This is a genomic window from Ruegeria sp. CDSA077 (assembly GCF_059612265.1).
Genome location: NZ_JBXWQG010000003.1, coordinates 148,338 through 169,095 on the forward strand (window position 1 = coordinate 148,338; position 20,758 = coordinate 169,095).

Genomic DNA, 20,758 nt, shown 5'->3' on the forward strand with positions numbered 1-20,758 from the left:
TCTATGCCAGAACCAAAACTCCACTTCTCACGCGATGAGTTCAGCCAGCGCATTGCAAAAACCCGCGCCGCCATGGCCGAACGTGGGCTTGACCTTCTGATCGTGACGGACCCTTCGAACATGAACTGGTTGACCGGCTATGACGGTTGGTCTTTTTACGTGCATCAATGCGTAGTGCTGAGTCTCACTGGCGAGCCGGTCTGGTACGGCCGTGGACAAGATGCCAATGGCGCGCTTCGCACCTGCTTTATGGATCCCGCCAATATCATCGGTTACCCGGACCATTATGTACAATCCACCGAACGTCACCCGATGGACTACCTGTCGGCACAGCTGGCCGATCGTAAGCTGGATAAGGGCCATATCGGCGTTGAGATGGACAACTACTGGTTCACAGCTGCGGCCTTTGCCGCGCTACAGCACCACATGCCAAATGCCAAATTTTCCGATGCGACTGCGTTGGTCAACTGGCAGCGCGCGGTAAAATCTGAAACCGAGCTGGAATACATGCGCCAAGCAGGCCGCATTGTGGGCCGTATGCATGAACGTATCTTTGAAAAGGTCGAGCCGGGCATCCGCAAATGCGATCTGGTGGCGGAAATCTATGATGCGGCCTTACGCTATGACGCACAGATCGGTGCGGGCGGAGACTATCCCGCGCTGGTGCCACTTTTGCCCTCAGGCGCGGATGCCTCAGCCCCGCATTTGACATGGGACGATCAGCCAATGAAATCCGGCGAAGGCACGTTTTTCGAGATCGCAGGTGTCGTCAAACGCTACCACTGCCCGCTGTCGCGCACGGTCTTCCTTGGAAAGCCCACGCAAACATTCCTCGACGCTGAAAAGGCTGTGCTTGAGGGCATGGAGGCCGGGCTGGAGGCTGCAAAAGAGGGCAACCTCTGCGAGGATGTCGCCATTGCCTTCTTCAGCGTGCTAAAGAAATACGGGATCACCAAAGATAACCGCACCGGTTACCCGATCGGTGTCAGCTACCCGCCTGACTGGGGCGAGCGGACCTTCTCGCTTCGCCCTGGCGACAAGACGGTTCTGCAGGAGAACATGACCCTGCACTTCATGACCGGCCTCTGGATGGAGGATTGGGGTTTTGAGATTACTGAAAGCATCCGCATCACCAGAACCGGCCATGAGTGCCTGGCCAACGTGCCCCGCAAAATGGTTGTGAAGGACTGAGTAATGACACCCAACCCAATTTCCCCGACGATCCCGCTGGATAGCGATGGTATCCACCACGGTTTCCTACGGCTGCCTTACAGCCGGGATGACAGTGCATGGGGGTCAATTATGATCCCGCTAACGGTTATCAAAAACGGAGATGGGCCTACGGCTTTGCTGACCGGCGCCAACCATGGCGATGAATATGAAGGGCCCGTGGCGTTGCAAGAACTGACGGTTACGCTAAAGCCCGAGGACATCACTGGACGTGTGATCATCGTGCCTGCCTTTAATTATCCCGCTTATCGCGCCGGGTTACGCACGTCCCCCATCGACAAAGGCAATATGAACCGTGCTTTTCCGGGCCGGCCAGATGGCACCCCAACCGAAAAGATTGCCGACTATTTCCAGCGCGTTCTTTTGCCAATGACCGATATTGCGGTGGATTTTCACTCGGGCGGAAAAACGCTGGATTTCGTGCCCTTCGCGGCGGCCCATATCCTTGAAGATAAAGCCAATGAAACGGCCTGTTTCGCCGCGATGGCCGCCTTTAATGCCCCCTATTCGGTGCAGCTACTGGAGATCGACAATATCGGAATGTACGACACCGCGGTCGAAGATATGGGTAAGGTTCTGGTTTCAACAGAATTGGGCGGTGGTGGCTCTGCAACAGCCAAGTCGATTGCTGTTGCAAAAAAGGGCCTGCGCAATGTGCTGATCCATGCAGGAATTCTGAAGGGCGAGATGCAGATTGATCCAACCGTGCGCCTGGATATGCCCGATGGTAACTGCTTCGTGTTCTCGGAAAACGATGGCCTCTACGAGCCGATGGTTGATCTTGGTGAACAGGTCAACCAAGGCGATGTTGTGGCCCGCGTTTGGCCCGTTGATCGCACCGGGATTGCCCCGATTGAATACCGTGCCAAAGTTACGGGCCTTTTGATCAGTCGCCACTTTCCCGGTCTCATCAAAGCGGGCGATTGCGCGGCGGTGATCGGGTTGAACGTTGGATAACTTTATTCCCCGGAGGTGAGACCATGCGGCTCGACGCCCGCGATCTGGATATTCTACGGGTGCTTTCAACCGACGGGCGCATCACAAAAACGGCTTTGGCCGACCGCGTTGGCCTGTCGCCCACCCCCTGCTGGGAGCGGCTGAAAAAGTTGGAAAAAGCCGGGTTGATCAAGCGATATAGAGCCGAGATCAACCTGCGCAAACTTGGGCCACATGTAACTGTCTTTGTTGCGGCCGAACTGTCCGATCATACCGCCGCCAGCTTTCAGGCTTTTGAGGCCGCAATGCAACGCTATGAAGAAGTGTTGGCCTGCTGGGCGCTTGGCGGAGGATTTGATTACATCCTGCAAATCGTGACGCGCGATATCGATGCCTATCAACGCCTGATTGATGAAATGCTCAATGCTGACATAGGTCTGGAAAAGTATTTTACCTATATTGTCACCAAACCAGTGAAGGGGCAGGGCGTTCCGCCGATTTCCCTCATTGCTGGATGGCAGGAGTAACCCTCTGCCTGAGAGATGGTTGGCAGTAGAATACTCTGCTTTGGCCCTGAAATTTGGTCTCATCCTTTGCCTGTAATGCCCGACATTGTCGGGCATCGAGGGAGAGGTATCCATGAAAGACACTGCACTTTCTGCGCGCGATGATATTGCTGACAAATCTTTGGCGCGCAGTTTTTCCTATGTGAATGGTAAATGGTGTGCAGCTTCGTCGGGTTACACCATCCGCGTCACCGATCCGGCAACTGGCGATGTTATCGGTGAGGCCGCCAGCCTTTCGGCAGAGGAATCCTCAGCCGCCGTGGATGCGGCACAAGCTGCCTTTCCGACCTGGTCGGGCCTCTTGCCACAAGACCGATCCGCCATTCTGCGCCGTTGGTTCGACCTGATGCTGCACCACAAAGAAGATCTGGCACGGATCATGGTACTGGAACAGGGCAAGCCCCTGTCCGAGGCGCGCGGTGAAATTGATTATGCCGCGTCTTTTGTAGAATTCTACGCCGAAGAGGCCAAGCGACCCAATGTTGAAGGCGTCACCAGCCATCTGCCCGATGCCGAGGTCGAGGTTTGGCTAGAGCCGGTTGGGGTGGTGGCAATGATCACACCGTGGAATTTCCCTGCTGCCATGCTGACCCGCAAAGCAGCAGCAGCCATGGCAGTGGGATGTACGGTTGTGGCTCACCCCTCAGGTGAAACCCCGTTTTCGGCCCTCGCGTTGGCTGAACTGGCGGAAAAGGCGGGTATTCCGGCGGGCGTGTTCAACGTGGTCACCGGCCAGGCCTCGACCGTGGTCGAACCTTGGACGAAAGACACCCGTGTTCGGGCACTCTCGTTTACAGGCTCCACCGAAATCGGACGGTTACTTTACCGTCAGTCCGCCGACACAGTGAAAAAACTTGTAATGGAACTAGGCGGGCATGCACCGGTGATTGTGTTCAAAGGGGCCGATCTTGAAATTGCGGTTTCTGAAACGATCAAGGCCAAATTCGCCACATCCGGGCAGGACTGTCTTGGCGCCAATCGGATATTTGTGGAGCGCTCAATTTATGACGCATTCTGCTCGCAGTTCACCGAAGCGACCCGCAGGCTGTCCCTTGGCATCGGTATGGACGACCCCGATATCGGCCCTCTGATGAATGAAAAGGCGGTTCAAAAGCAGGAAGAACATGTCGCCGATGCGCTGGCCAAGGGGGCCAAACTGGCGTGCGGAGGTGCAAGGGATCCTCTCGGCCCGCTGTTTTATCAGCCCACGGTTCTGACCGACGTGCCCGCCGATGCCGTGCTTATGTCAGAGGAAACATTTGGCCCTGTGGCGGCCATTGCGCCCTTTGATACCGAAGAAGAGGTGATCGCCCGGGCCAATGACACCGAATACGGTCTGGTTGCGTATCTGCACAGCCATGACCCACGCCGTATTTACCGCGTATCTCGTGAATTGCAATTTGGCATGGTGGCGGTGAATCGCACCAAGGTCACCGGCGCGCCGATCCCCTTTGGCGGCACCAAACAATCCGGTCTGGGCCGTGAAGGGGCAAGACGGGGAATGGAAGAGTTTACCGAAATCAAATATGTCTGCCGCGACTGGGCATGAGGAGTGAAAAGATGCTGAAGAACGATCAACTTGACCAATGGGACCGCGAGAACTTTTTCCATCCCTCCACTCATCTGGCCCAGCACGCGCGGGGCGAAACAGCGACCCGTGTGATCAAAACCGCAAGCGGGGTCCATATCGAAGACCGTGATGGTACCAAATTGCTGGACGCCTTTGCAGGACTTTATTGCGTGAATGTGGGCTATGGCCGTCAGGAAATTGCCGAAGCGATTGCGGATCAAGCCCGCGAGTTGGCCTATTATCATTCCTACGTAGGCCACGGCACAGAAGCCTCCATCACCCTGTCCAAGATGATCCTTGATCGCGCGCCTTCGAATATGTCCAAGGTCTATTTCGGCCTGGGTGGTTCAGATGCAAATGAAACCAACGTCAAATTAATATGGTATTACAACAATATCCTGGGTCGCCCCGAAAAGAAAAAGATCATCTCGCGCTGGCGCGGGTATCATGGCTCGGGCCTTGTCACCGGGTCGCTGACTGGGCTGGAACTATTCCACAAAAAGTTCGATCTGCCGCTCACGCAGGTGGTTCATACCGAAGCGCCCTATTATTTCCGCCGCGATAATCTGGACCAAAGCGAAGCCGAATTCGTCGCGCATTGCGTTACTGAACTGGAGGCGCTGATTGAACGTGAAGGCGCTGATACAATCGCCGCGTTTATTGGCGAGCCGGTGCTGGGAACCGGTGGTATCGTGCCCCCGCCCGAAGGTTACTGGGCCGCCATCCAGACCGTATTGCGCAAGCATGACATCCTGTTGGTTGCCGATGAGGTTGTGACCGGGTTTGGCCGCCTGGGCAGCATGTTCGGCTCTGAGCATTACGGCTTGGAATCCGATATCATCACCATCGCCAAAGGCCTCACCTCGGCCTACGCGCCGCTGTCAGGTTCGATTGTTTCTGAAAAAGTGTGGAAGGTGCTGGAACAGGGCACGGATGAAAACGGCGCCATCGGCCACGGCTGGACCTATTCGGCACACCCGATCGGGGCCGCGGCCGGTGTGGCAAACCTCAAACTGATTGATGATCTGAACCTGATCGAAAACGCAGGCAAAGTCGGTGCTTATCTGAAGCAGTCGATGAAGGATGCACTGTCAGCACACGCCAATGTCGGTGATGTGCGCGGCGAAGGAATGTTGTGCGCGGTCGAGTTCGTGAAGGATAAAGATAGCCGCACCTTCTTTGACTCCGCGGACAAGATCGGCCCGCAAGTCTCAGCCGCTCTTTTGGCACAGGATAAGGTCATCGCACGCGCTATGCCGCAAGGCGACATCTTGGGCTTCGCGCCACCGTTTTGCCTGAGTCGTGAAGAAGCTGATACCGTCGTCGCGGCAACTCTGCGCGCGGTTACAGCAGTATTGGGCTAGGGGATGTCTGTCTCGCCCATCCTTGGCTGAGTTGACAGCGGTAAACATTACCGCACCAAACTCTGGGGTGGGCGCAGCACTCGATTGAGACCGCTTTGATTTGGCAATATTGCCTGGATCAGGCCGCAATTCCAAGATTCCTTAGGGTCAGGACTCGTTCTTGCTTCATAGCCAGAATATGACAGTGGCGGCGAGAGAGATGGTGGAGAGGAAGACCTTAGGGCACCTGTCATAGCGGGTTGCCACACGCCGCCAATCCTTGAGCCTGCCGAACATATTTTCGATCCGATTGCGCCGCTTGTAGCGGCGTTTGTCGTATTTGACGGTGGCCTTGCGTTGCTTCGGACCAGGGATACATGCGCGTATCCCTTTGTCTTTCAGGGCGTCTCTGATCCAATCGGCGTCGTAACCTCGATCTCCGAGCAGCCATTCGACATTGGGCAGGCTGCTCAAAAGTGCCTTTGCCCCGATGTAATCACTAACCTGCCCGGCGGTAACAAAGAGGCTCAAAGGTCGCCCTTTGCTGTCACAGATGGCGTGCAACTTAGAATTCATGCCGCCTTTGGTTCTACCGATCAGGCGACCGCGCCCCCCTTTTTACGGCCAAACTGGACGCAGTGCGGTGGGCTTTCAGATAGGTGGCGTCGATCATGACCGTCTTCTCTTCGCCATGCTCAGCGGCCAGGCCGTCTATCATCTGGGCAAAGATGCCTTTGTCGCTCCACCGCTCCAAGAATGGTTATGACGTCGATCAGGTTAGAGCGGTACTGCTCATGACACCTAGTTTGAACCGTCGAAGGATCGGTTAAAACACAAAAGATTCGGTTTTTTTGAAATCATTTTTGTTGACAGAGTTGTGGGTGGGGGGCGCGCCTAACTTGCCCATATTGCACATACTGTGGGCAAATCTGCACCCCCAACGCACCCCCGAGGGGCGCACCGCAAAATCAACGGTCCGTGTCGGCCCGTTCTATACTGTAATTTAAGAAGGTTTTGGTGGAGCCTAGGGGAGTCGAACCCCTGACCTCTTGCATGCCATGCAAGCGCTCTCCCAACTGAGCTAAGGCCCCATACAGGTACTGCAGAAGCAGTGGGCGGACGTTTATGAGACAGTAGCGCTAAGCGCAAGTCCAAAAACAGGCGTCGCCGTTAAAATTTTGCAACCAGATTGCAAATGGCGCGAGGCGGCGCGAGGCCGCCTCTGACCGTGATCAGCTATCGTCCTCTGCTGGAATGTCAGTGATGTCGTCCAGCGGAACTTCATCACTGCTGTCATCATCGTCATCCAGCAAATCATCATCCAGATCGACTTCGACTTCGTCGTCGTCATCCAGAACCAGTTCTTCCTCGGGCGCGTTTTCGCGCGCCTTGGCCGATGCGGCATCTTCTGCATCTGCTGCGATCATCCGGCTTTTGCCGGTTTCGAGTTCCACGATCTCGCCGGTATAAGGGCTAACGATCGGGTCTTTGTTCAGGTCATAAAACCGTTTACCGGTGGTCGGGCAAACGCGCTTTACACCCCATTCTTCCTTGGGCATGTCCAATCCCCTTGATATCAGGTGAGTCGTATCGACGATTCAGGTCAGGTGCCACAAGCAGCGGGCACTGTCAAAGCCTTTGAGCAGGAGAAACAGACCTATGGGAGATCACGCACTGCCAGGATCGCCTCCGGTGCCGCTGACATTGCGCAAATCGGCGCGGGCACGGCGGATCAGTCTGCGTATATCCCAGTTGGACGGGCGTGTTACACTGACCTATCCAAATGGCGTTGCTGAATCCGATGCGTTGAACTTTGCCCGCCAAAAAGAAAGCTGGATTCGGCAGCACCTGAGTGATCGGCCAGACCCCTCGGTGGTTCAATTTGGGCAGCATATTCCTGTTGAGGGCACCCAACGGCGCATTGTCCGGGCAACGGGCCGACGCGTTCTGTTGCAGGCGGACCAGATTTCAGTACCTGAAGGCGCTGAAGCGCGACGTTTGGCGCGCTTCTTGAAAGAACTGGCACGCGACCGGCTGACCGGCGCATGTGATGACTACGCAGCGATGTTGGGTAGGGCTTATGCCAGCATCTCTATTCGGGATACCCGATCGCGCTGGGGATCATGCAGTTCTGAGGGTGGGTTGATGTTTTCCTGGCGGCTGATTCTCGCTCCACCAGACGTCCTGCATTATGTTGCCGCACATGAGGTGGCGCATCTGGCCGAGATGAACCATTCCCCAGCCTTTTGGGCCCAGGTCGAACGGTTATTCGGAGATTACAAAGAACAGCGGCGCTGGCTGCGCGACAACGGGGCGCAGTTGCATCAGTACAGATTTGACGCGCCTGCGAGTTGACCTGTGCGGTGTTTGTGATCACATAGAGAAATGCTGAACACACGCCCTTCAGAAACGCAGACCGCAACGCATGACCGGGTGTACCGGGCCCTGCGATCCCGCATCATGCATGGTGATATCGCCCCCGGTCAGGCACTGACCTTAAGGGGAATTGGGAAAGAGTTTGGTGTCTCGATGACACCGGCCCGAGAGGCGGTGCGTCGGCTTGCGGCTGAAGGGGCGTTGTTTCTGTCTTCCTCGGGCCGCGTTTCTACGCCTGAGTTGACCAATGACCGGATCGAGGAGTTGGCTGCGCTGCGGGCCTTGCTTGAGGTCGAGCTGGCCAGCCGGGCATTGCCCCGTGCGCATATTGCCCTGATTGACCGATTGCAGAGCATCAACATGACGGTGGCCGAGATGGTCACCAAACGTGATGCCGTTGGATATATTCGCACCAATCTGGAGTTTCACCGAACTCTGTATCTGCGGGCGCAGGCCCCGGCGATGCTGGCGATTGCCGAAACCGTATGGTTGCAGCTTGGGCCGACGATGCGCGCGCTCTATGGGCGGCTGCGGCGAACGGAACCACCGCATCACCACAAGCTGATAATTGCGGCGCTAAAGGCCGGGGATGAGCCGGGTTTGCGCCTTGCGGTTCGCTCGGATGTTACACAGGGCCTGCGGATGCTGGTCAGCTAAGCGGCTTGTTGCCGAAGCTGCCGAAATCGCCCGGTTCGGTATCGCTGTTCTGGCCCCGGCGATTTCTCTGCGCTAGGCTGTGAGAAATCACAATAAGAGCAGTTTTCAACCATGATTGATCGACGGTTATTTTCCCTTGGGCTGGGCTCCGGCTTGTTGGTTGCCTGTACGGACAGCGTGCCTTCTTCTTCGGCGCCGGCCGCGCGCATGCAACCGGTTCGGAACGCGGGCTGGGACGCCTGGGTGGCGGGCTTCAAAAGCCGCGCGGCCGCACAGGGGATTTCGCAAAGCACAATTAACCGCGCCTTCCAGGGCGCCGGATATCTGCCCGGAGTGATCGAGCGGGACCGAAATCAGGTCGAGTTCAAGAGGTCGCTTGAAGACTACCTGGCGATTGCAACCTCAGATGAACGGATCGCGACCGGCAAGCAAATGCTGGTGCGTCATGCGGAAACGCTGTCTCAGATCGAGGCGCAGTACGGCGTGGACAAAGAAGTTGTCGTGGCAATTTGGGGGCTTGAAAGCCGTTATGGTGCGCGGCGTGGGGATGTGCCTGTTGTATCGGCCCTGTCGACGCTGGCCTATGACGGTCGGCGCGGGCAGTTCTTTGAGAGCCAACTGATGGCAGCGATGAAGGTTCTGCAGAACGGCGACACGACGTCTGCCAACATGACAGGCAGTTGGGCCGGTGCCATGGGGCACACGCAGTTCATCCCGACCTCTTATCTGGCCTATGCGGTGGATTTCACCGGCGATGGACGGCGCGATATCTGGTCCGACGATCCAACGGATTCGCTGGCATCAACGGCGGCTTATCTGGCGCGTTCCGGTTGGGTGCGTGGGCAGCCCTGGGGCGGTGAGGCCGGGACGGTATCCGGTACGCCGGTTGCTGTGCTGCAACCCCAGGTGCCAGGGCCCCGCATCGCCGTGTTCCACAATTTTCAGGTGATCAAACGGTACAATAACTCGGACAGCTACGCGATCGGGGTAGGGCATCTATCAGACCGGATTGCCGGAGGTGCGCCGTTCCAGGCCTCTTTCGGACCGGATGCGACTGGGCTGACACTTGAGGACCGCAAAGAGTTGCAGCGCCGTTTGACATCCGCGGGCTACGATACGCAAGGGGCGGATGGTGTCATCGGGAATAACACGACATCCGCGATTTCTGCGTACCAGCGAGCCAAGGGGCTGTCCGTGACCGGAGAGCCCTCCGTTGCGCTGCTCAGGCAGTTGGGGGGCTGAGGGTTACGCAGCCAACCCTTTTGAGCCGATGTCGAGGAATTTTTGACGACGATCTCTGATCAGGGCGGCGGAATCCTTGCCGTCCAGATCCTTGAGCATCGCCGTAATCGCATCCCGCACGGAGTCCACGGTCGCAGCGCGATCGCGATGTGCGCCGCCCTTGGGTTCCGAAATGATCCGGTCGCAAACGCCCAGCTTGTGCAGGTCTTGCGCGGTCAGCCGCAACGCTTCGGCTGCTTCGCGCATTTTCTCTGAATCTTTCCAAAGGATCGAGGCGCAGCCTTCGGGTGAAATGACCGAATAGACCGAATGTTCCAGCATCGCGACACGGTTTGCCGTTGCAAAAGCCACCGCACCGCCTGATCCACCTTCGCCGATGATGACCGAGACTAACGGCACGCCGATCTTCAGGCACATCTCGGTCGAGCGGGCAATCGCCTCGGACTGGCCGCGCTCTTCGGCGCCTTTGCCGGGATAGGCGCCCGCCGTGTCGATCAAGGTGATAACCGGCAGTCCAAAGCGTCCTGCCATTTCCATCAGTCGGACAGCCTTGCGATACCCTTCGGGGCGAGCCATGCCGAAATTGCGTTCGATGCGCGATTTGGTGTCGCTGCCCTTTTCGTGGCCGATCACCATAACAGGTTGATCGTTGAACCGCGCCAGACCGCCGATCACGGCCAGGTCGTCAGCAAAATTCCGATCGCCTGCCAGCGGTGTGAATTCGGTGAACAAATCTTCCACGTAGTCTTTACAATGGGGACGTCCAGGGTGACGAGCGACCTGACATTTTCTCCATGGCGTCAGATCGGCATAGAGTTCGTCCAACAGCTTTTCAGCCTTGGCATCCAGAGCGGCGGCCTCTGCGGCCACATCCATCTCTTCATTGGCGCGCGCCAGCGCACGCAGTTCCTCGGCCTTTCCTTCGATCTCGGCCAGGGGTTTTTCGAATTCCAGATACTGGGTCATGACGCCTCTCAACGCGGAAGTTCCCTGCTATATGGCCTGACGTTGCCCCGGATGCAACTCAGCAAGATTCAAAGGGTTGGTAGGGGTGCCCGTATTCACCCTCAAAAGGGCCTTGATGACCGGTCATTGCTAGCCTGCGAACGTTCTCAAACGGGCCAAAGCACAGGGTAGAGCGACGCGACCAGCAGCCCCGCCATCACCCAGTTGAACAGCATCAGTCGGTGTGGGTTCGTGAGAATCCGCGCCATCTGCTGCCCGAGTACCGTCCATGTGCTGACCGAGGGCAAATTGATTGCGCCGAAAACAATCGCGACAATGACGATGGCGTTCAGCGTCCGGTCGGGTGTGTATACAGTTGTTGCTGTCAGGGCCATGGCCCAGGCTTTTGGATTGACCCATTGGAATGCTGCAGCCTGTAAAAACGTCATCGGTTTTCCCGCAGGCGCGCCCGCTTCGGCTGGGGCTGAATGCGCGATTTTCCATGCCAGATACAGCAGATAGGCCACCGACGCCGCTTTCAACACGGTATAGCTGATTGGATAGGCATCAAACACCTGCACCAGCCCCGTTCCGACCAGAAGGACCATGACTGTAAAGCCCAACCCGATTCCGAACATATGTGGGATTGTGCGTCGAAACCCGAAATTCGCGCCCGAGGCCATCAGCATCAGGTTATTGGGTCCCGGCGTGATCGACGAGACGAAGGCAAAGGTGACGAGGGCAAAAAGCAATTCAGGGTTCATAGCGCAGATAATTGATGGAATCCGCCCAAATGAAATTGCGTTTGCGCTGGTTATTGCGGTAATTCTGCAATTAATGATCAAGTTGGATGATATAAATCGCCATATATTGCGTGAGCTGACACGTGATGGGCGGATAAGCAACCTTGAATTGGCCGATCGGGTCGGGCTGTCAGCCTCGGCCTGTTTGCGCCGTGTTCAGGAATTAGAGCGCGCGGGCGTGATCTCGGGCTATCGTGCTGTATTGAACCCACCTGCGCTGGGCATCGGCTTTGTCGCCTATATTGGCGTGGGGCTGGGCGAACATACAAAGGCCGCTCAGGAAGGGTTCGAGCGTGCATTGCAGCGCGCGCCTGAGGTGGTGGAGTGCCATAACATCACCGGCACGATCGAATACCTGTTGCGCGTGGAATGTGCCGATCTGTCGTCTTATAAAACTTTTCACACCGAAGTTCTGGGGACTTTGCCCCATGTCACGTCGATCACGTCCTATGTCGTCATGGGCTCGCCCAAGGATATGCGGGCCTGACATTGCAAAGATGATTCTGTACCGGCTTGCCGGAGTTGGATTCACGTTTTACTGTCTTGCCAAAGATTTGACCAAAAATGGGGACAACCCCAACCGGTCGTATTCAGGGAGAAGACGATGAAACTTGTTCGGACCGGAGCACTGGTCGCAACTTTGGTAATGATTTCGGGTGCATCTTTTGCAGCTCCGTTAAAGCTGCAACCTGCCAACCCTCAGCCCAGCCCCAAGGCGGGATTGAATGTGAATTACTTTGGCACCGGCAATCAACACAAGAAGATCCGAGATCTGAGCCATGCAAAAAGCATGCTGTCTAAAGCGCAGCCCGGACAACCGTTGCGGGGCTTGGATTACAGGGACACCAGTAAGGGTCAGGACGTCATGACGTTTGACGGCGCTTACAATGTCGCCGCCGAAATTACGGGGTACATGCGGTTCGACTCTGCTGGAATCTACGAGTTGGAAACGTGGTCAAATGACGGGATAGAGGCATTCGTCGGAGGCCAGAACATTGGACAAGTCTCGGGCATTCAGGGCTGCGAGGCCAATCAGCGGACCGAAGTCGATGTGCCCAAAGCCGGGTGGTACGCGCTCAAGATCATCTATTTCCAGAAGCTCGGAACATCCTGTCTGATGATGAAATCCGGGAAAAAGGGCGAAAGGTTCACCTGGACACCCAATGATGTCTTCGGACGGTAAGAAAAAGGCGCCCGGTGAGGCGCCTTTCTACTTTTAGCTATTGGCAGCGATCAATTCGGCCTGGGCCACGATCACCTCGGCCTGTTTGATCGAGGCGATATCGACCAGACGCCCTTTGTAGACCGTCGCACCTTCGCCATTGGCCTTGGCTTGCTCCATGGCGGCCAAGATTTCGCGGGCCTCTGACACCGCCTCGTCCGAGGGGGTGAAGACCTGGTTGGCCAGTGCGATCTGCTTGGGGTGGATTGCCCATTTGCCGACCATGCCCAAAGTGGCAGAACGTTTGGCCTGCGCGATATAGCCTTCGTCATCGCTGAAATCGCCGAACGGTCCATCCACCGGCAGCACGCCATGGGTGCGGCAGGCGGCAACGATGGCGGCCTGCGCCCAGTGCCACGGGTCGGACCAGTGTTTTTCACCTTCGCGCAGCATGTAATAATTTTCCTGCGTGCCGCCGATGCCAGTTGTCTGCATGCCCATCGAGGCCGCAAAGTCGGCGGCCCCAAGGCTCATGGCTTGCATCCGGGGGGACGAGGCAGCGATTTCTTCGACATGGGCGAGGCCAGCTGCGGATTCGATGATGACCTCAAAGCTGATCGGTTTGGTACGGCCTTTTGCGCGTTCGATGGCGGTGACCAGCGCGTCCACCGCATAGACATCCGCCGCACAACCGACCTTGGGGATCATGATCTGGTCCAGTCGATCTCCGGCCTGCTCCATCACATCCACGACATCGCGGTACCAGTAAGGCGTATCCAGTCCGTTGATTCGTACGGACATGTATTTGGTGCCCCAATCAAGGGTGCTCAGCGCCTCGATGACATTGGCACGCGCTGTGTCCTTGTCAGATGGTGCAACCGAATCCTCAAGATCAAGATTGATCACATCCGCCGCAGAGGCCGCCATCTTGGGGAACAGCTTGGTGTTCGACCCGGGGCCGAACAACTGACATCGGTTAGGGCGCGCGGGGGCGGCGGGTTGAATGCGAAAGCTCATCTGGACCTCGTGCAGGAAAGGAAATTGCGATTTTGTTGTCTTATGAGGTATTAAATTGCGCAGGTCTCCGCAAGCATGTTTGTGCATCTGCGGCAATGCAGTCGCAGCATTCGCCGCAATGCGCCGTGTCTCTGGTGATTAAAGTTTAATCGCTTTAAAAACTTGAAAGAATTTTGCGCAAGCTACGATATTTGCGCGAAATTTTCCTGCGGGATCCGGCGATGCTGGGCGAAATCGAGAAACACTCGCCTTGCCCGTCCCATAGCCTGCGCCAGAATCAAAGGAGTGCACCGCAATGATCGAGACACCGTATCTGTTGTTTTTGGGCGATGCGCCCGACCAGCTGGCGGCCAAGGTTGCCGTTGGAATCAAGGACTGGCGTCCGGAAAACGCCGTGGGTCAATACCGGATGGAGGGTTGTAAAGCCGATCTGGGCCTGACTGACATGTCCCTGGCTAAGGCCAAAGAGGCCGGGGCCAAGACTTTGGTCATTGGCGTGGCCAATCGTGGCGGTGTGATCAGTCAGGAATGGAAAAAGGTGCTGGTCATGGCGTTGGAGGAAGGTTTCGACCTGGCCTCGGGCCTGCACAACCTTTTGTGTGATGAACCCGATCTAGTCGCAGTCGCCGAAGCAACAGGCCGCAAGCTGCATGATGTGCGGGTTCCGTCGGTCGACTATCCAATCGCCAACGGCATCAAACGTAAAGGTAAGCGCTGTCTTGCCGTGGGCACCGATTGTTCGGTTGGCAAGATGTACACCGCGATGGCCATGGATGCCGAGATGCGCAAGCGTGGCATGAAGTCGACCTTCCGAGCTACTGGCCAGACTGGCATTCTGATCACCGGTGACGGTGTACCGCTGGACGCGGTGATCGCAGATTTCATGGCGGGATCGGTCGAATGGCTGACACCCGACAATGATGACGACCACTGGGATTTGATCGAAGGGCAAGGGTCACTGTTTCATGTGTCATATTCCGGTGTGACAATGGCGTTGATCCATGGCGGTCAACCGGACGCGTTGATCCTGTCCCATGAACCCACCCGCGAGCATATGCGCGGTCTGCCGACCTATAGTTTGCCAACTTTGCAGGCTCTGCGGGACACGGCGCTGGCGCTGGCCAAGGTTGCCAATCCTGAGTGTCAGGTCATCGGTGTTTCGGTCAACACGCAGCATATGAGCGAAGCAGACGCATCCGCCTATCTGGCACAGGTCGAAGCCGACATGGGGCTGCCCGCGACGGACCCGTTCCGTTTTGGTGCAGGCAAGCTGGTCGACGCGCTGGCAGCAGTATAAAGCGGTCTGGTCCCGCCGGCCCGGATCTAAATTGGAAAATCCGGGCGGCTCTGCCAGGAAAAGGTATGTTATGCAAATTGACGTCTCTCGCGATGTATTCAGGCTGGCTCAGGTCTTTACAATTTCACGTGGGTCACGGACCGAGGCCAAGGTTCTGACTGTACGCATTTCTGACGGCCGGTATCAGGGCTGGGGCGAATGTGTGCCCTATGCGCGTTATGGTGAAACACTGGATTCGGTCGAGGCTGAAATTGCCGGATTGCCCGACAGTTTCGACCGAGTGCAACTGATGGACTTATTGCCTGCGGGCGCTGCACGGAATGCCGTAGATTGTGCGCTGTGGGATCTTGAGGCCAAGCGTGCCGGTAAACGCGTCTGGAATCTGGCTGGGCTGCCTCAGCCTGGCCCCGAAATCACGGCCTATACATTGTCGTTGGACACCGCCGAGGCGATGCAGGCGCACGCGGCTGCGAATGCACATCGCCCGCTTTTAAAGATCAAACTGGGCACGCCGGATGACATGCCCCGACTTGAAGCCGTTCGCGCAGGCGCACCGGATGCGACGATCATCGTGGACGCAAATGAAGGTTGGTCCGCCGCCGTTTACACCGATCTTGCGCCACATCTTGTGCGCCTGGGTGTGGCCTTGGTCGAGCAACCTCTGCCCGCCGGTGACGATGACGCGCTGATCGGGATGGAGCGCCCGGTTCCCGTATGCGCCGACGAATCCTGCCATGATCGTGCCAGCCTGCCCAAACTGAAGGGCAAATATGATGTGATCAACATCAAGCTCGACAAGACCGGAGGTCTGACCGAAGCGCTGGAGCTGCGCAAAGCGGCGATTGCTGAAGGCTATGACATCATGGTCGGCTGTATGGTCGGCAGCTCTTTGGCGATGGCCCCTGCGACATTGCTGGCGCAGGGTGCGATGGTAACGGACCTTGACGGACCACTTCTGTTGGCCGAAGACCGCGACAACCCGCTGACTTTTGATGATGCCGGAGTGTACCCGCCATTGGCAGCGCTCTGGGGCTAAGGAGATTGACATGACCCGCACCGTTTATGTGAATGGCGACTACCTGCCCGAAACCGAAGCCACAGTGTCGATCTTTGATCGTGGCTTCCTGATGGCCGATGCCGTGTATGAGGTGACCAGCGTTCTGGACGGCAAGCTGATCGACTTCGAAGGCCACGCGGTCCGCCTCAAGCGCTCGCTGGACGAATTACAGATGGCTGAACCCTGCGCGAAGGACGAGCTGCTGGAGATCCACCGCAAGCTGGTTGAGTTGAACGGCATTGAAGAGGGGCTGGTCTATCTTCAGGTCACGCGCGGCAGCGACGGCGACCGAGATTTTGCATTTCCTGCGGCTGATACCAAACCCACACTGGTTTTGTTCACCCAAAACAAGCCGGGTCTGGCAGACAGCCCTGCTGCCCGGAAAGGTGCCAAGGTCATCTCGATCGAGGATATCCGTTGGGGCCGGCGCGACATCAAGACGACACAGCTGCTCTATCCCTCGCTGGGCAAGATGATGGCCAAGGCCGCGGGCTGTGATGATGCCTGGATGGTCGAAGGCGGTTATGTGACCGAGGGCACCAGCAACAACGCGTATTTTGTCAAAGGCAACAAGATTGTCACCCGGCCGTTGTCGAGCGACATCCTGCACGGCATCACCCGCAAGGCCGTTCTGCGAATGGCAGCCGAAGCGCAGATGGTTGTCGAAGAACGCCTGTTTACTATCGACGAGGCCAAGGAGGCTGATGAGGCGTTCACCACCTCTGCCAGTGCTTTTGTCATGCCTGTGGTTGAAATTGACGGCACAGCGCTGGGCGACGGCACGCCGGGACCCATAGCCAAACGTCTGCGCGAGATTTATCTGGACGAAAGCCGCAAGGCAGCACTCTAAAGAAATCCCATGCTGGGCGTTTGTGTGGCATGGGGTGGTCGCAACGAATTTGACAACATTTGGTGCCGCGTGCAGGTCTTGGTCGGGATGAACGGCGCAAAGAGGGTGCGGCACCAAAATCTCTGAGCGCGATCTGAACACGATAGTTGGTGATCCTGCATCCTGACAGGCCGCTATGAGAATAGGCATATCCAGCCTGACGAGCGGTATTGGTATGGCCGAAACCAGGCGGCATATTACGCGCTGAGTTGCGGTTTTCAGGAGCCAACTTCACACATAATGATGGCGAAGCCCCTACGTGCTGCTGGTGTAGCAAGGGGACAGAGGGCCGGAGATGCCCCGTCAAACGACCTATGGGCCTCAATGGCCGCTATTGGTGCCGATGAAAATGTTGGTCTATCATGTCCTCCTGTGGTCCATTTCAAATGAGTTAACTTATGGCCGATCCATACTCTGACCTCGGCGCGCAAGACACCGCCCTTCAAGAGCGGATCGCAACAGCAATGGAAGTGCGCTGTTTAGAGCCTGCGCAGATTGCAATTCGCAAAGCCTACATGGAGAACCTGAGTCTCCCCAAAGGTGCACGGGCGCTGGAGCTTGGTTCAGGAACAGGACACGTTACCCGAGATTTGTTGGAGCTTGCAGGAGCCGCAACGGCTCATGGAATTGAACCCTCGCCCGTCATGGTCGCACGGGCCCAGAAGAGCTTTGGGGATGATGATCGACTTAGCTTCGATATCGGGGATGCCAAAAACACAGGTTTTGAAAGCGAGACCTTTGACCTTGTGGTAATGCACACGTTGTTGTGCCACGTCCCTGGACCGGAAGACGTTGTTCAAGAGGCCTTCCGCCTTTTGAAGCCCGGAGGTGTGCTGGCAATTTGTGATGGCGACTACAGCACTGCAACTGCACAGATCGCGGACTTTGATCCGCTCGATCAACTCATCAAATTCATGATCAATCAAAATGTCACTAATCTTTGGATAATGCGTCAGATTTCAGCCATCCTGGTCGATGCGGGATTTCGACTTGGGGCCCGGAAAGGTCATGGATATGTGGCAGAAGGGGAAGCGACCTATTTTCTCACCGTAATTGAACGCGGAGCGGACCGCATGGTGGAAGAGGGTCTGTTATTTTCCGAAACTGCAGAGGCTTTGAAATCAGAAGCGAAACGCAGAGTATCTGCCAAGATGTTTTTTGGTTTTATGTCCTATGTGAGCCAAATCGCAAATAAACCCAAGATCGTTTGACCGTTCTCAGTAATCGGGCAGACAGACATTGCACAGCATCCGGCCTTCTTGGTTCAAAGCGGACCCTACCAGTTTCCAGTAACAAAAAAGGCCGTCCCAAACGGAACGGCCCTTTATTCACTGTCTCTTTACAGAGGATCAGGCGGTCAGAGCAGCCTGAGCCTGGGCGACGATCGCGCCGAACGCTTCCGGTTCGTGCACGGCCAGATCGGCCAGAACTTTACGGTCCACTTCAATACCGGCCAAGTTCAGGCCGTTGATGAAGCGGGAATATGTCAGGGCTTCGTCATGCGAACGTACAGCAGCGTTGATCCGCTGGATCCACAGCGCGCGGAAGTTACGCTTGCGGTTCTTACGGTCGCGGGTTGCATATTGGTTGGCCTTGTCTACGGCCTGACGGGCAACCTTGAAGGTGCTTTTGCGGCGGCCATAGTAACCTTTGGCGGCCTTGATAACCTTCTTGTGACGGGCGTGAGTTACGGTTCCACCTTTAACGCGGGACATGTCTTAATCTCCTCTTATCGATCGTAGGGCATATAGCCCTTGACGATTTTGGCGTCGGGGGCGGACAGGGTGGTGTTGCCACGAGCATCGCGGATGAATTTCTTGGTCCGCTTGATCATGCCGTGACGTTTGCCGGCCTGGCCAGCAAGGACCTTACCGGTCGCAGTCACCTTAAAGCGCTTTTTGGCGCTCGACTTTGTCTTCATCTTAGGCATTTCCGTCTCCTTTCGGGGTTCGGTTCGAAACGCGACTCGGCATGCCATCTCGGCCGGTCACGCGATCAGAAGCGCCGTTTACGCAAGTTCGACCATACTGGCAAGGGGGTTTTGGCTGAATCTGCAATTTTAGCAGCCCAGTCAGGCACCGGGGCGACGCAGGCCGCCCCGGTGGACTATTTAGTGACCGTATTTGCGGATCTCACCGCTTTTCAGTCTTTCACTATACGATGCCAGTTCCTGACGAACGATCTTCATCAGGAAGTAGAGCGCAAAGACGTTCACAACCGCCATCGCAAAGATCGCCGCATCCGAGAAGTCGATAACCGGGCCGAGGTTGGCCGCAGCACCGATCACCACGAAGACGCAGAAGATGATCTTGAACACCAGCTCTTTGGTGTGCCCCTCACCGAACAGATAGGTCCAGGCCTTCAGGCCATAGTAGGACCAGCTGATCATAGTCGAGAAAGCAAACAGGATCACCGCAATCGCCAGAACGTAGGGGAACCAGCTGAACGCGCTGCCAAAGGCGGCGGAGGTCAGGCTGACGCCCGAGTTGCCGTCAACGGTCGCAATAGCGCTTCCTGCTTCGTTCAACATATAGTTGCCGGTCTCGGGGTCGATGATCAACTGCTGTGTGATGATGATCACCAGCGCGGTCATGGTACAGATCACGACCGTATCGATGAACGGCTCAAGCAGCGAAACAAAGCCTTCTGTGATCGGCTCCTTTGTGCGCACCGCCGAGTGGGCAATCGCAGCAGACCCAACGCCGGCCTCGTTCGAGAACGCGGCCCGTTTGAAGCCCTGGATCAGAGCACCGACCATACCGCCGGCCACACCAAGACCGGTAAACGCACCGGCAAAGATCTGACCAAAGGCCCAACCGATCATATCCGCATTCATGACGATGATGACCAGAGCCGCCGCAACATACATCACGCCCATAAAGGGCACAACTTTTTCAGTCACTCGCGCGATGGATTTAAGTCCACCGACGATCACCATGAACACGACAACCGCAAAGACCACACCGGTGATCCAACCCGGGTAATTCCCGACGATGCCTGCAATCTGCTGATGCGCCTGATTGGCCTGGAACATGTTGCCCCCGCCCAGCGCTCCAAGAATACAGAAGATCGAGAACACAACCGCCAGAATCTTACCTCCGGGCAGGCCAAGCTCGTCAAAACCCTTGGACATATAGTACATCGGGCCGCCCGAGACGCTGCCGTCTTCGTATTCGTTGCGATACTTTACGCCAAGTGTACATTCGGTGAATTTTGACGCCATGCCCAGAAGACCAGCCAGGATCATCCAGAAGGTCGCCCCGGGGCCACCAATGCCAACAGCAACGGCAACGCCTGCGATATTGCCAAGCCCGACCGTGCCCGACAGGGCAGTGGCCAATGCCTGAAAGTGGCTAACCTCACCCGCATCGTTGGGATCGGAATAGTCGCCTTTGACCAGACTTATCGCGTGGCCGAAAAAGCGCATCTGCACAAAAGCAAAGTACAGAGTAAAGACCGACGCCGCGATAACCAACCACATCACGATCCAGGGAAATCCTGTCCCGGGAATTGGCGCGAATATGAAGCTAACGAATGGCCCAGTGATATCAGCAAAAGCCTGATTGATCTTTTCGTCCAACCCGGGCGCCTCTTGCGCGGCGACGGGGCTGGCCATCAGGGTGGCGGCTGCCAATCCCAGTTGAGATAGTGTTTTCATTCCTGTGCCT

21 protein-coding genes, 1 tRNA gene and 1 pseudogene are annotated in these 20,758 nt (G+C 56.6%); 14 read left to right on the top strand and 9 right to left on the bottom strand.

The genetic code is table 11. The features are described 5' to 3' along the window. The first annotated feature begins 3 nt into the window (after positions 1 to 3). From doeA to AC2FLE_RS09985, 5 genes are all read left to right on the top strand, one after another. Positions 4 to 1,191: an ectoine hydrolase DoeA gene (gene doeA / locus AC2FLE_RS09965; protein WP_496689993.1), complete on the top strand. Its 1,188-nt coding sequence runs from the start codon at positions 4 to 6 to the stop codon at positions 1,189 to 1,191. 3 nt (positions 1,192 to 1,194) lie between these two features. Next, positions 1,195 to 2,187, top strand: a complete 993-nt coding sequence (gene doeB, locus AC2FLE_RS09970; RefSeq protein ID WP_496696764.1) for a N(2)-acetyl-L-2,4-diaminobutanoate deacetylase DoeB — start codon at positions 1,195 to 1,197, stop codon at positions 2,185 to 2,187. Between the two features lie 23 nt (positions 2,188 to 2,210). Next, the gene (locus AC2FLE_RS09975) at positions 2,211 to 2,693 is read left to right on the top strand and encodes an Lrp/AsnC family transcriptional regulator (RefSeq protein ID WP_142637871.1); all 483 of its coding nucleotides are present in this window, start codon (positions 2,211 to 2,213) and stop codon (positions 2,691 to 2,693) included. Positions 2,694 to 2,805: 112 nt separating this feature from the next. Next, positions 2,806 to 4,281, top strand: coding sequence for an NAD-dependent succinate-semialdehyde dehydrogenase (locus AC2FLE_RS09980; RefSeq protein ID WP_496696765.1), 1,476 nt, complete (start codon positions 2,806 to 2,808; stop codon positions 4,279 to 4,281). An 11-nt stretch (positions 4,282 to 4,292) separates the two neighbouring features. After that, positions 4,293 to 5,666: an aspartate aminotransferase family protein gene (locus AC2FLE_RS09985; protein ID WP_496696767.1), complete on the top strand. Its 1,374-nt coding sequence runs from the start codon at positions 4,293 to 4,295 to the stop codon at positions 5,664 to 5,666. Between the two features lie 165 nt (positions 5,667 to 5,831). Here the strand turns inward: AC2FLE_RS09985 and AC2FLE_RS09990 are convergent. The 3 genes and pseudogenes from AC2FLE_RS09990 to AC2FLE_RS10000 all read right to left on the bottom strand — a co-directional run. Next, positions 5,832 to 6,396, bottom strand: a pseudogene (locus AC2FLE_RS09990) (IS5 family transposase); the annotation flags it as partial. Positions 6,397 to 6,660: 264 nt separating this feature from the next. Further along, positions 6,661 to 6,736 (bottom strand) — tRNA-Ala (locus AC2FLE_RS09995). A 141-nt stretch (positions 6,737 to 6,877) separates the two neighbouring features. Then, positions 6,878 to 7,204 carry a TIGR02300 family protein gene (locus AC2FLE_RS10000; RefSeq protein WP_496693020.1) on the bottom strand — a complete coding sequence of 109 codons (327 nt, stop codon included), beginning with the start codon at positions 7,202 to 7,204 and terminating at the stop codon, positions 6,878 to 6,880. Positions 7,205 to 7,304: 100 nt separating this feature from the next. Between AC2FLE_RS10000 and AC2FLE_RS10005 the strand changes: the two genes are divergently transcribed. The 3 genes from AC2FLE_RS10005 (at position 7,305) to AC2FLE_RS10015 (ending at position 9,920) form a co-directional block, all read left to right on the top strand. Further along, a complete protein-coding gene (locus tag AC2FLE_RS10005) occupies positions 7,305 to 8,000 on the top strand; it encodes a M48 family metallopeptidase (protein WP_496693976.1) in 696 nt (231 codons plus the stop codon). Between the two features lie 30 nt (positions 8,001 to 8,030). After that, entirely contained in the window at positions 8,031 to 8,678 is a 648-nt protein-coding gene (locus tag AC2FLE_RS10010) for a GntR family transcriptional regulator (protein WP_271950069.1), read from the top strand. A gap of 111 nt (positions 8,679 to 8,789) precedes the next feature. Next, entirely contained in the window at positions 8,790 to 9,920 is a 1,131-nt protein-coding gene (locus AC2FLE_RS10015) for a lytic murein transglycosylase (RefSeq protein ID WP_496696769.1), read from the top strand. Positions 9,921 to 9,923: 3 nt separating this feature from the next. Here AC2FLE_RS10015 and AC2FLE_RS10020 read toward each other — a convergent pair whose 3' ends face one another. Next, complete coding sequence (locus AC2FLE_RS10020) at positions 9,924 to 10,886, bottom strand: acetyl-CoA carboxylase carboxyltransferase subunit alpha (protein WP_142637885.1); 963 nt, start codon at positions 10,884 to 10,886, stop codon at positions 9,924 to 9,926. A gap of 146 nt (positions 10,887 to 11,032) precedes the next feature. Next, positions 11,033 to 11,629, bottom strand: coding sequence for a LysE family translocator (locus tag AC2FLE_RS10025; protein ID WP_496696771.1), 597 nt, complete (start codon positions 11,627 to 11,629; stop codon positions 11,033 to 11,035). Between the two features lie 73 nt (positions 11,630 to 11,702). On the opposite strand from AC2FLE_RS10025, the gene AC2FLE_RS10030 reads away from it, so the two are divergent. Together AC2FLE_RS10030 and AC2FLE_RS10035 are read left to right on the top strand one after the other, a co-directional pair. Beyond that, positions 11,703 to 12,155, top strand: a complete 453-nt coding sequence (locus AC2FLE_RS10030; protein WP_281973130.1) for an Lrp/AsnC family transcriptional regulator — start codon at positions 11,703 to 11,705, stop codon at positions 12,153 to 12,155. A 117-nt stretch (positions 12,156 to 12,272) separates the two neighbouring features. Next, complete coding sequence (locus AC2FLE_RS10035; RefSeq protein WP_496693971.1) at positions 12,273 to 12,851, top strand: PA14 domain-containing protein; 579 nt, start codon at positions 12,273 to 12,275, stop codon at positions 12,849 to 12,851. Between the two features lie 33 nt (positions 12,852 to 12,884). Here AC2FLE_RS10035 and AC2FLE_RS10040 read toward each other — a convergent pair whose 3' ends face one another. Beyond that, positions 12,885 to 13,847 carry an L-malyl-CoA/beta-methylmalyl-CoA lyase gene (locus AC2FLE_RS10040; protein ID WP_496696773.1) on the bottom strand — a complete coding sequence of 321 codons (963 nt, stop codon included), beginning with the start codon at positions 13,845 to 13,847 and terminating at the stop codon, positions 12,885 to 12,887. 295 nt (positions 13,848 to 14,142) lie between these two features. On the opposite strand from AC2FLE_RS10040, the gene dgcN reads away from it, so the two are divergent. From dgcN to AC2FLE_RS10060, 4 genes are all read left to right on the top strand, one after another. Then, positions 14,143 to 15,144: an N-acetyltransferase DgcN gene (gene dgcN / locus AC2FLE_RS10045; RefSeq protein ID WP_496696775.1), complete on the top strand. Its 1,002-nt coding sequence runs from the start codon at positions 14,143 to 14,145 to the stop codon at positions 15,142 to 15,144. Between the two features lie 70 nt (positions 15,145 to 15,214). After that, entirely contained in the window at positions 15,215 to 16,180 is a 966-nt protein-coding gene (gene dgcA, locus AC2FLE_RS10050) for an N-acetyl-D-Glu racemase DgcA (RefSeq protein WP_496696777.1), read from the top strand. Between the two features lie 10 nt (positions 16,181 to 16,190). After that, positions 16,191 to 17,051, top strand: coding sequence for a D-amino-acid transaminase (locus AC2FLE_RS10055; RefSeq protein WP_142637899.1), 861 nt, complete (start codon positions 16,191 to 16,193; stop codon positions 17,049 to 17,051). A gap of 437 nt (positions 17,052 to 17,488) precedes the next feature. Then, on the top strand, positions 17,489 to 18,301 hold the full coding sequence (locus AC2FLE_RS10060) for a class I SAM-dependent methyltransferase (RefSeq protein ID WP_496696778.1): 813 nt from the start codon (positions 17,489 to 17,491) through the stop codon (positions 18,299 to 18,301). A 138-nt stretch (positions 18,302 to 18,439) separates the two neighbouring features. On the opposite strand, the gene rplT is transcribed toward AC2FLE_RS10060, so the two are convergent. The 3 genes from rplT to AC2FLE_RS10075 all read right to left on the bottom strand — a co-directional run bounded on the left by rplT (position 18,440) and on the right by AC2FLE_RS10075 (position 20,748). Further along, entirely contained in the window at positions 18,440 to 18,805 is a 366-nt protein-coding gene (gene rplT, locus AC2FLE_RS10065; RefSeq protein WP_142637903.1) for a 50S ribosomal protein L20, read from the bottom strand. 14 nt (positions 18,806 to 18,819) lie between these two features. Continuing rightward, the gene (gene rpmI, locus AC2FLE_RS10070; RefSeq protein ID WP_010443552.1) at positions 18,820 to 19,020 is read right to left on the bottom strand and encodes a 50S ribosomal protein L35; all 201 of its coding nucleotides are present in this window, start codon (positions 19,018 to 19,020) and stop codon (positions 18,820 to 18,822) included. Positions 19,021 to 19,200: 180 nt separating this feature from the next. Next, positions 19,201 to 20,748 carry an alanine/glycine:cation symporter family protein gene (locus tag AC2FLE_RS10075; RefSeq protein ID WP_271950089.1) on the bottom strand — a complete coding sequence of 516 codons (1,548 nt, stop codon included), beginning with the start codon at positions 20,746 to 20,748 and terminating at the stop codon, positions 19,201 to 19,203. Positions 20,749 to 20,758 lie beyond the last annotated feature (10 nt).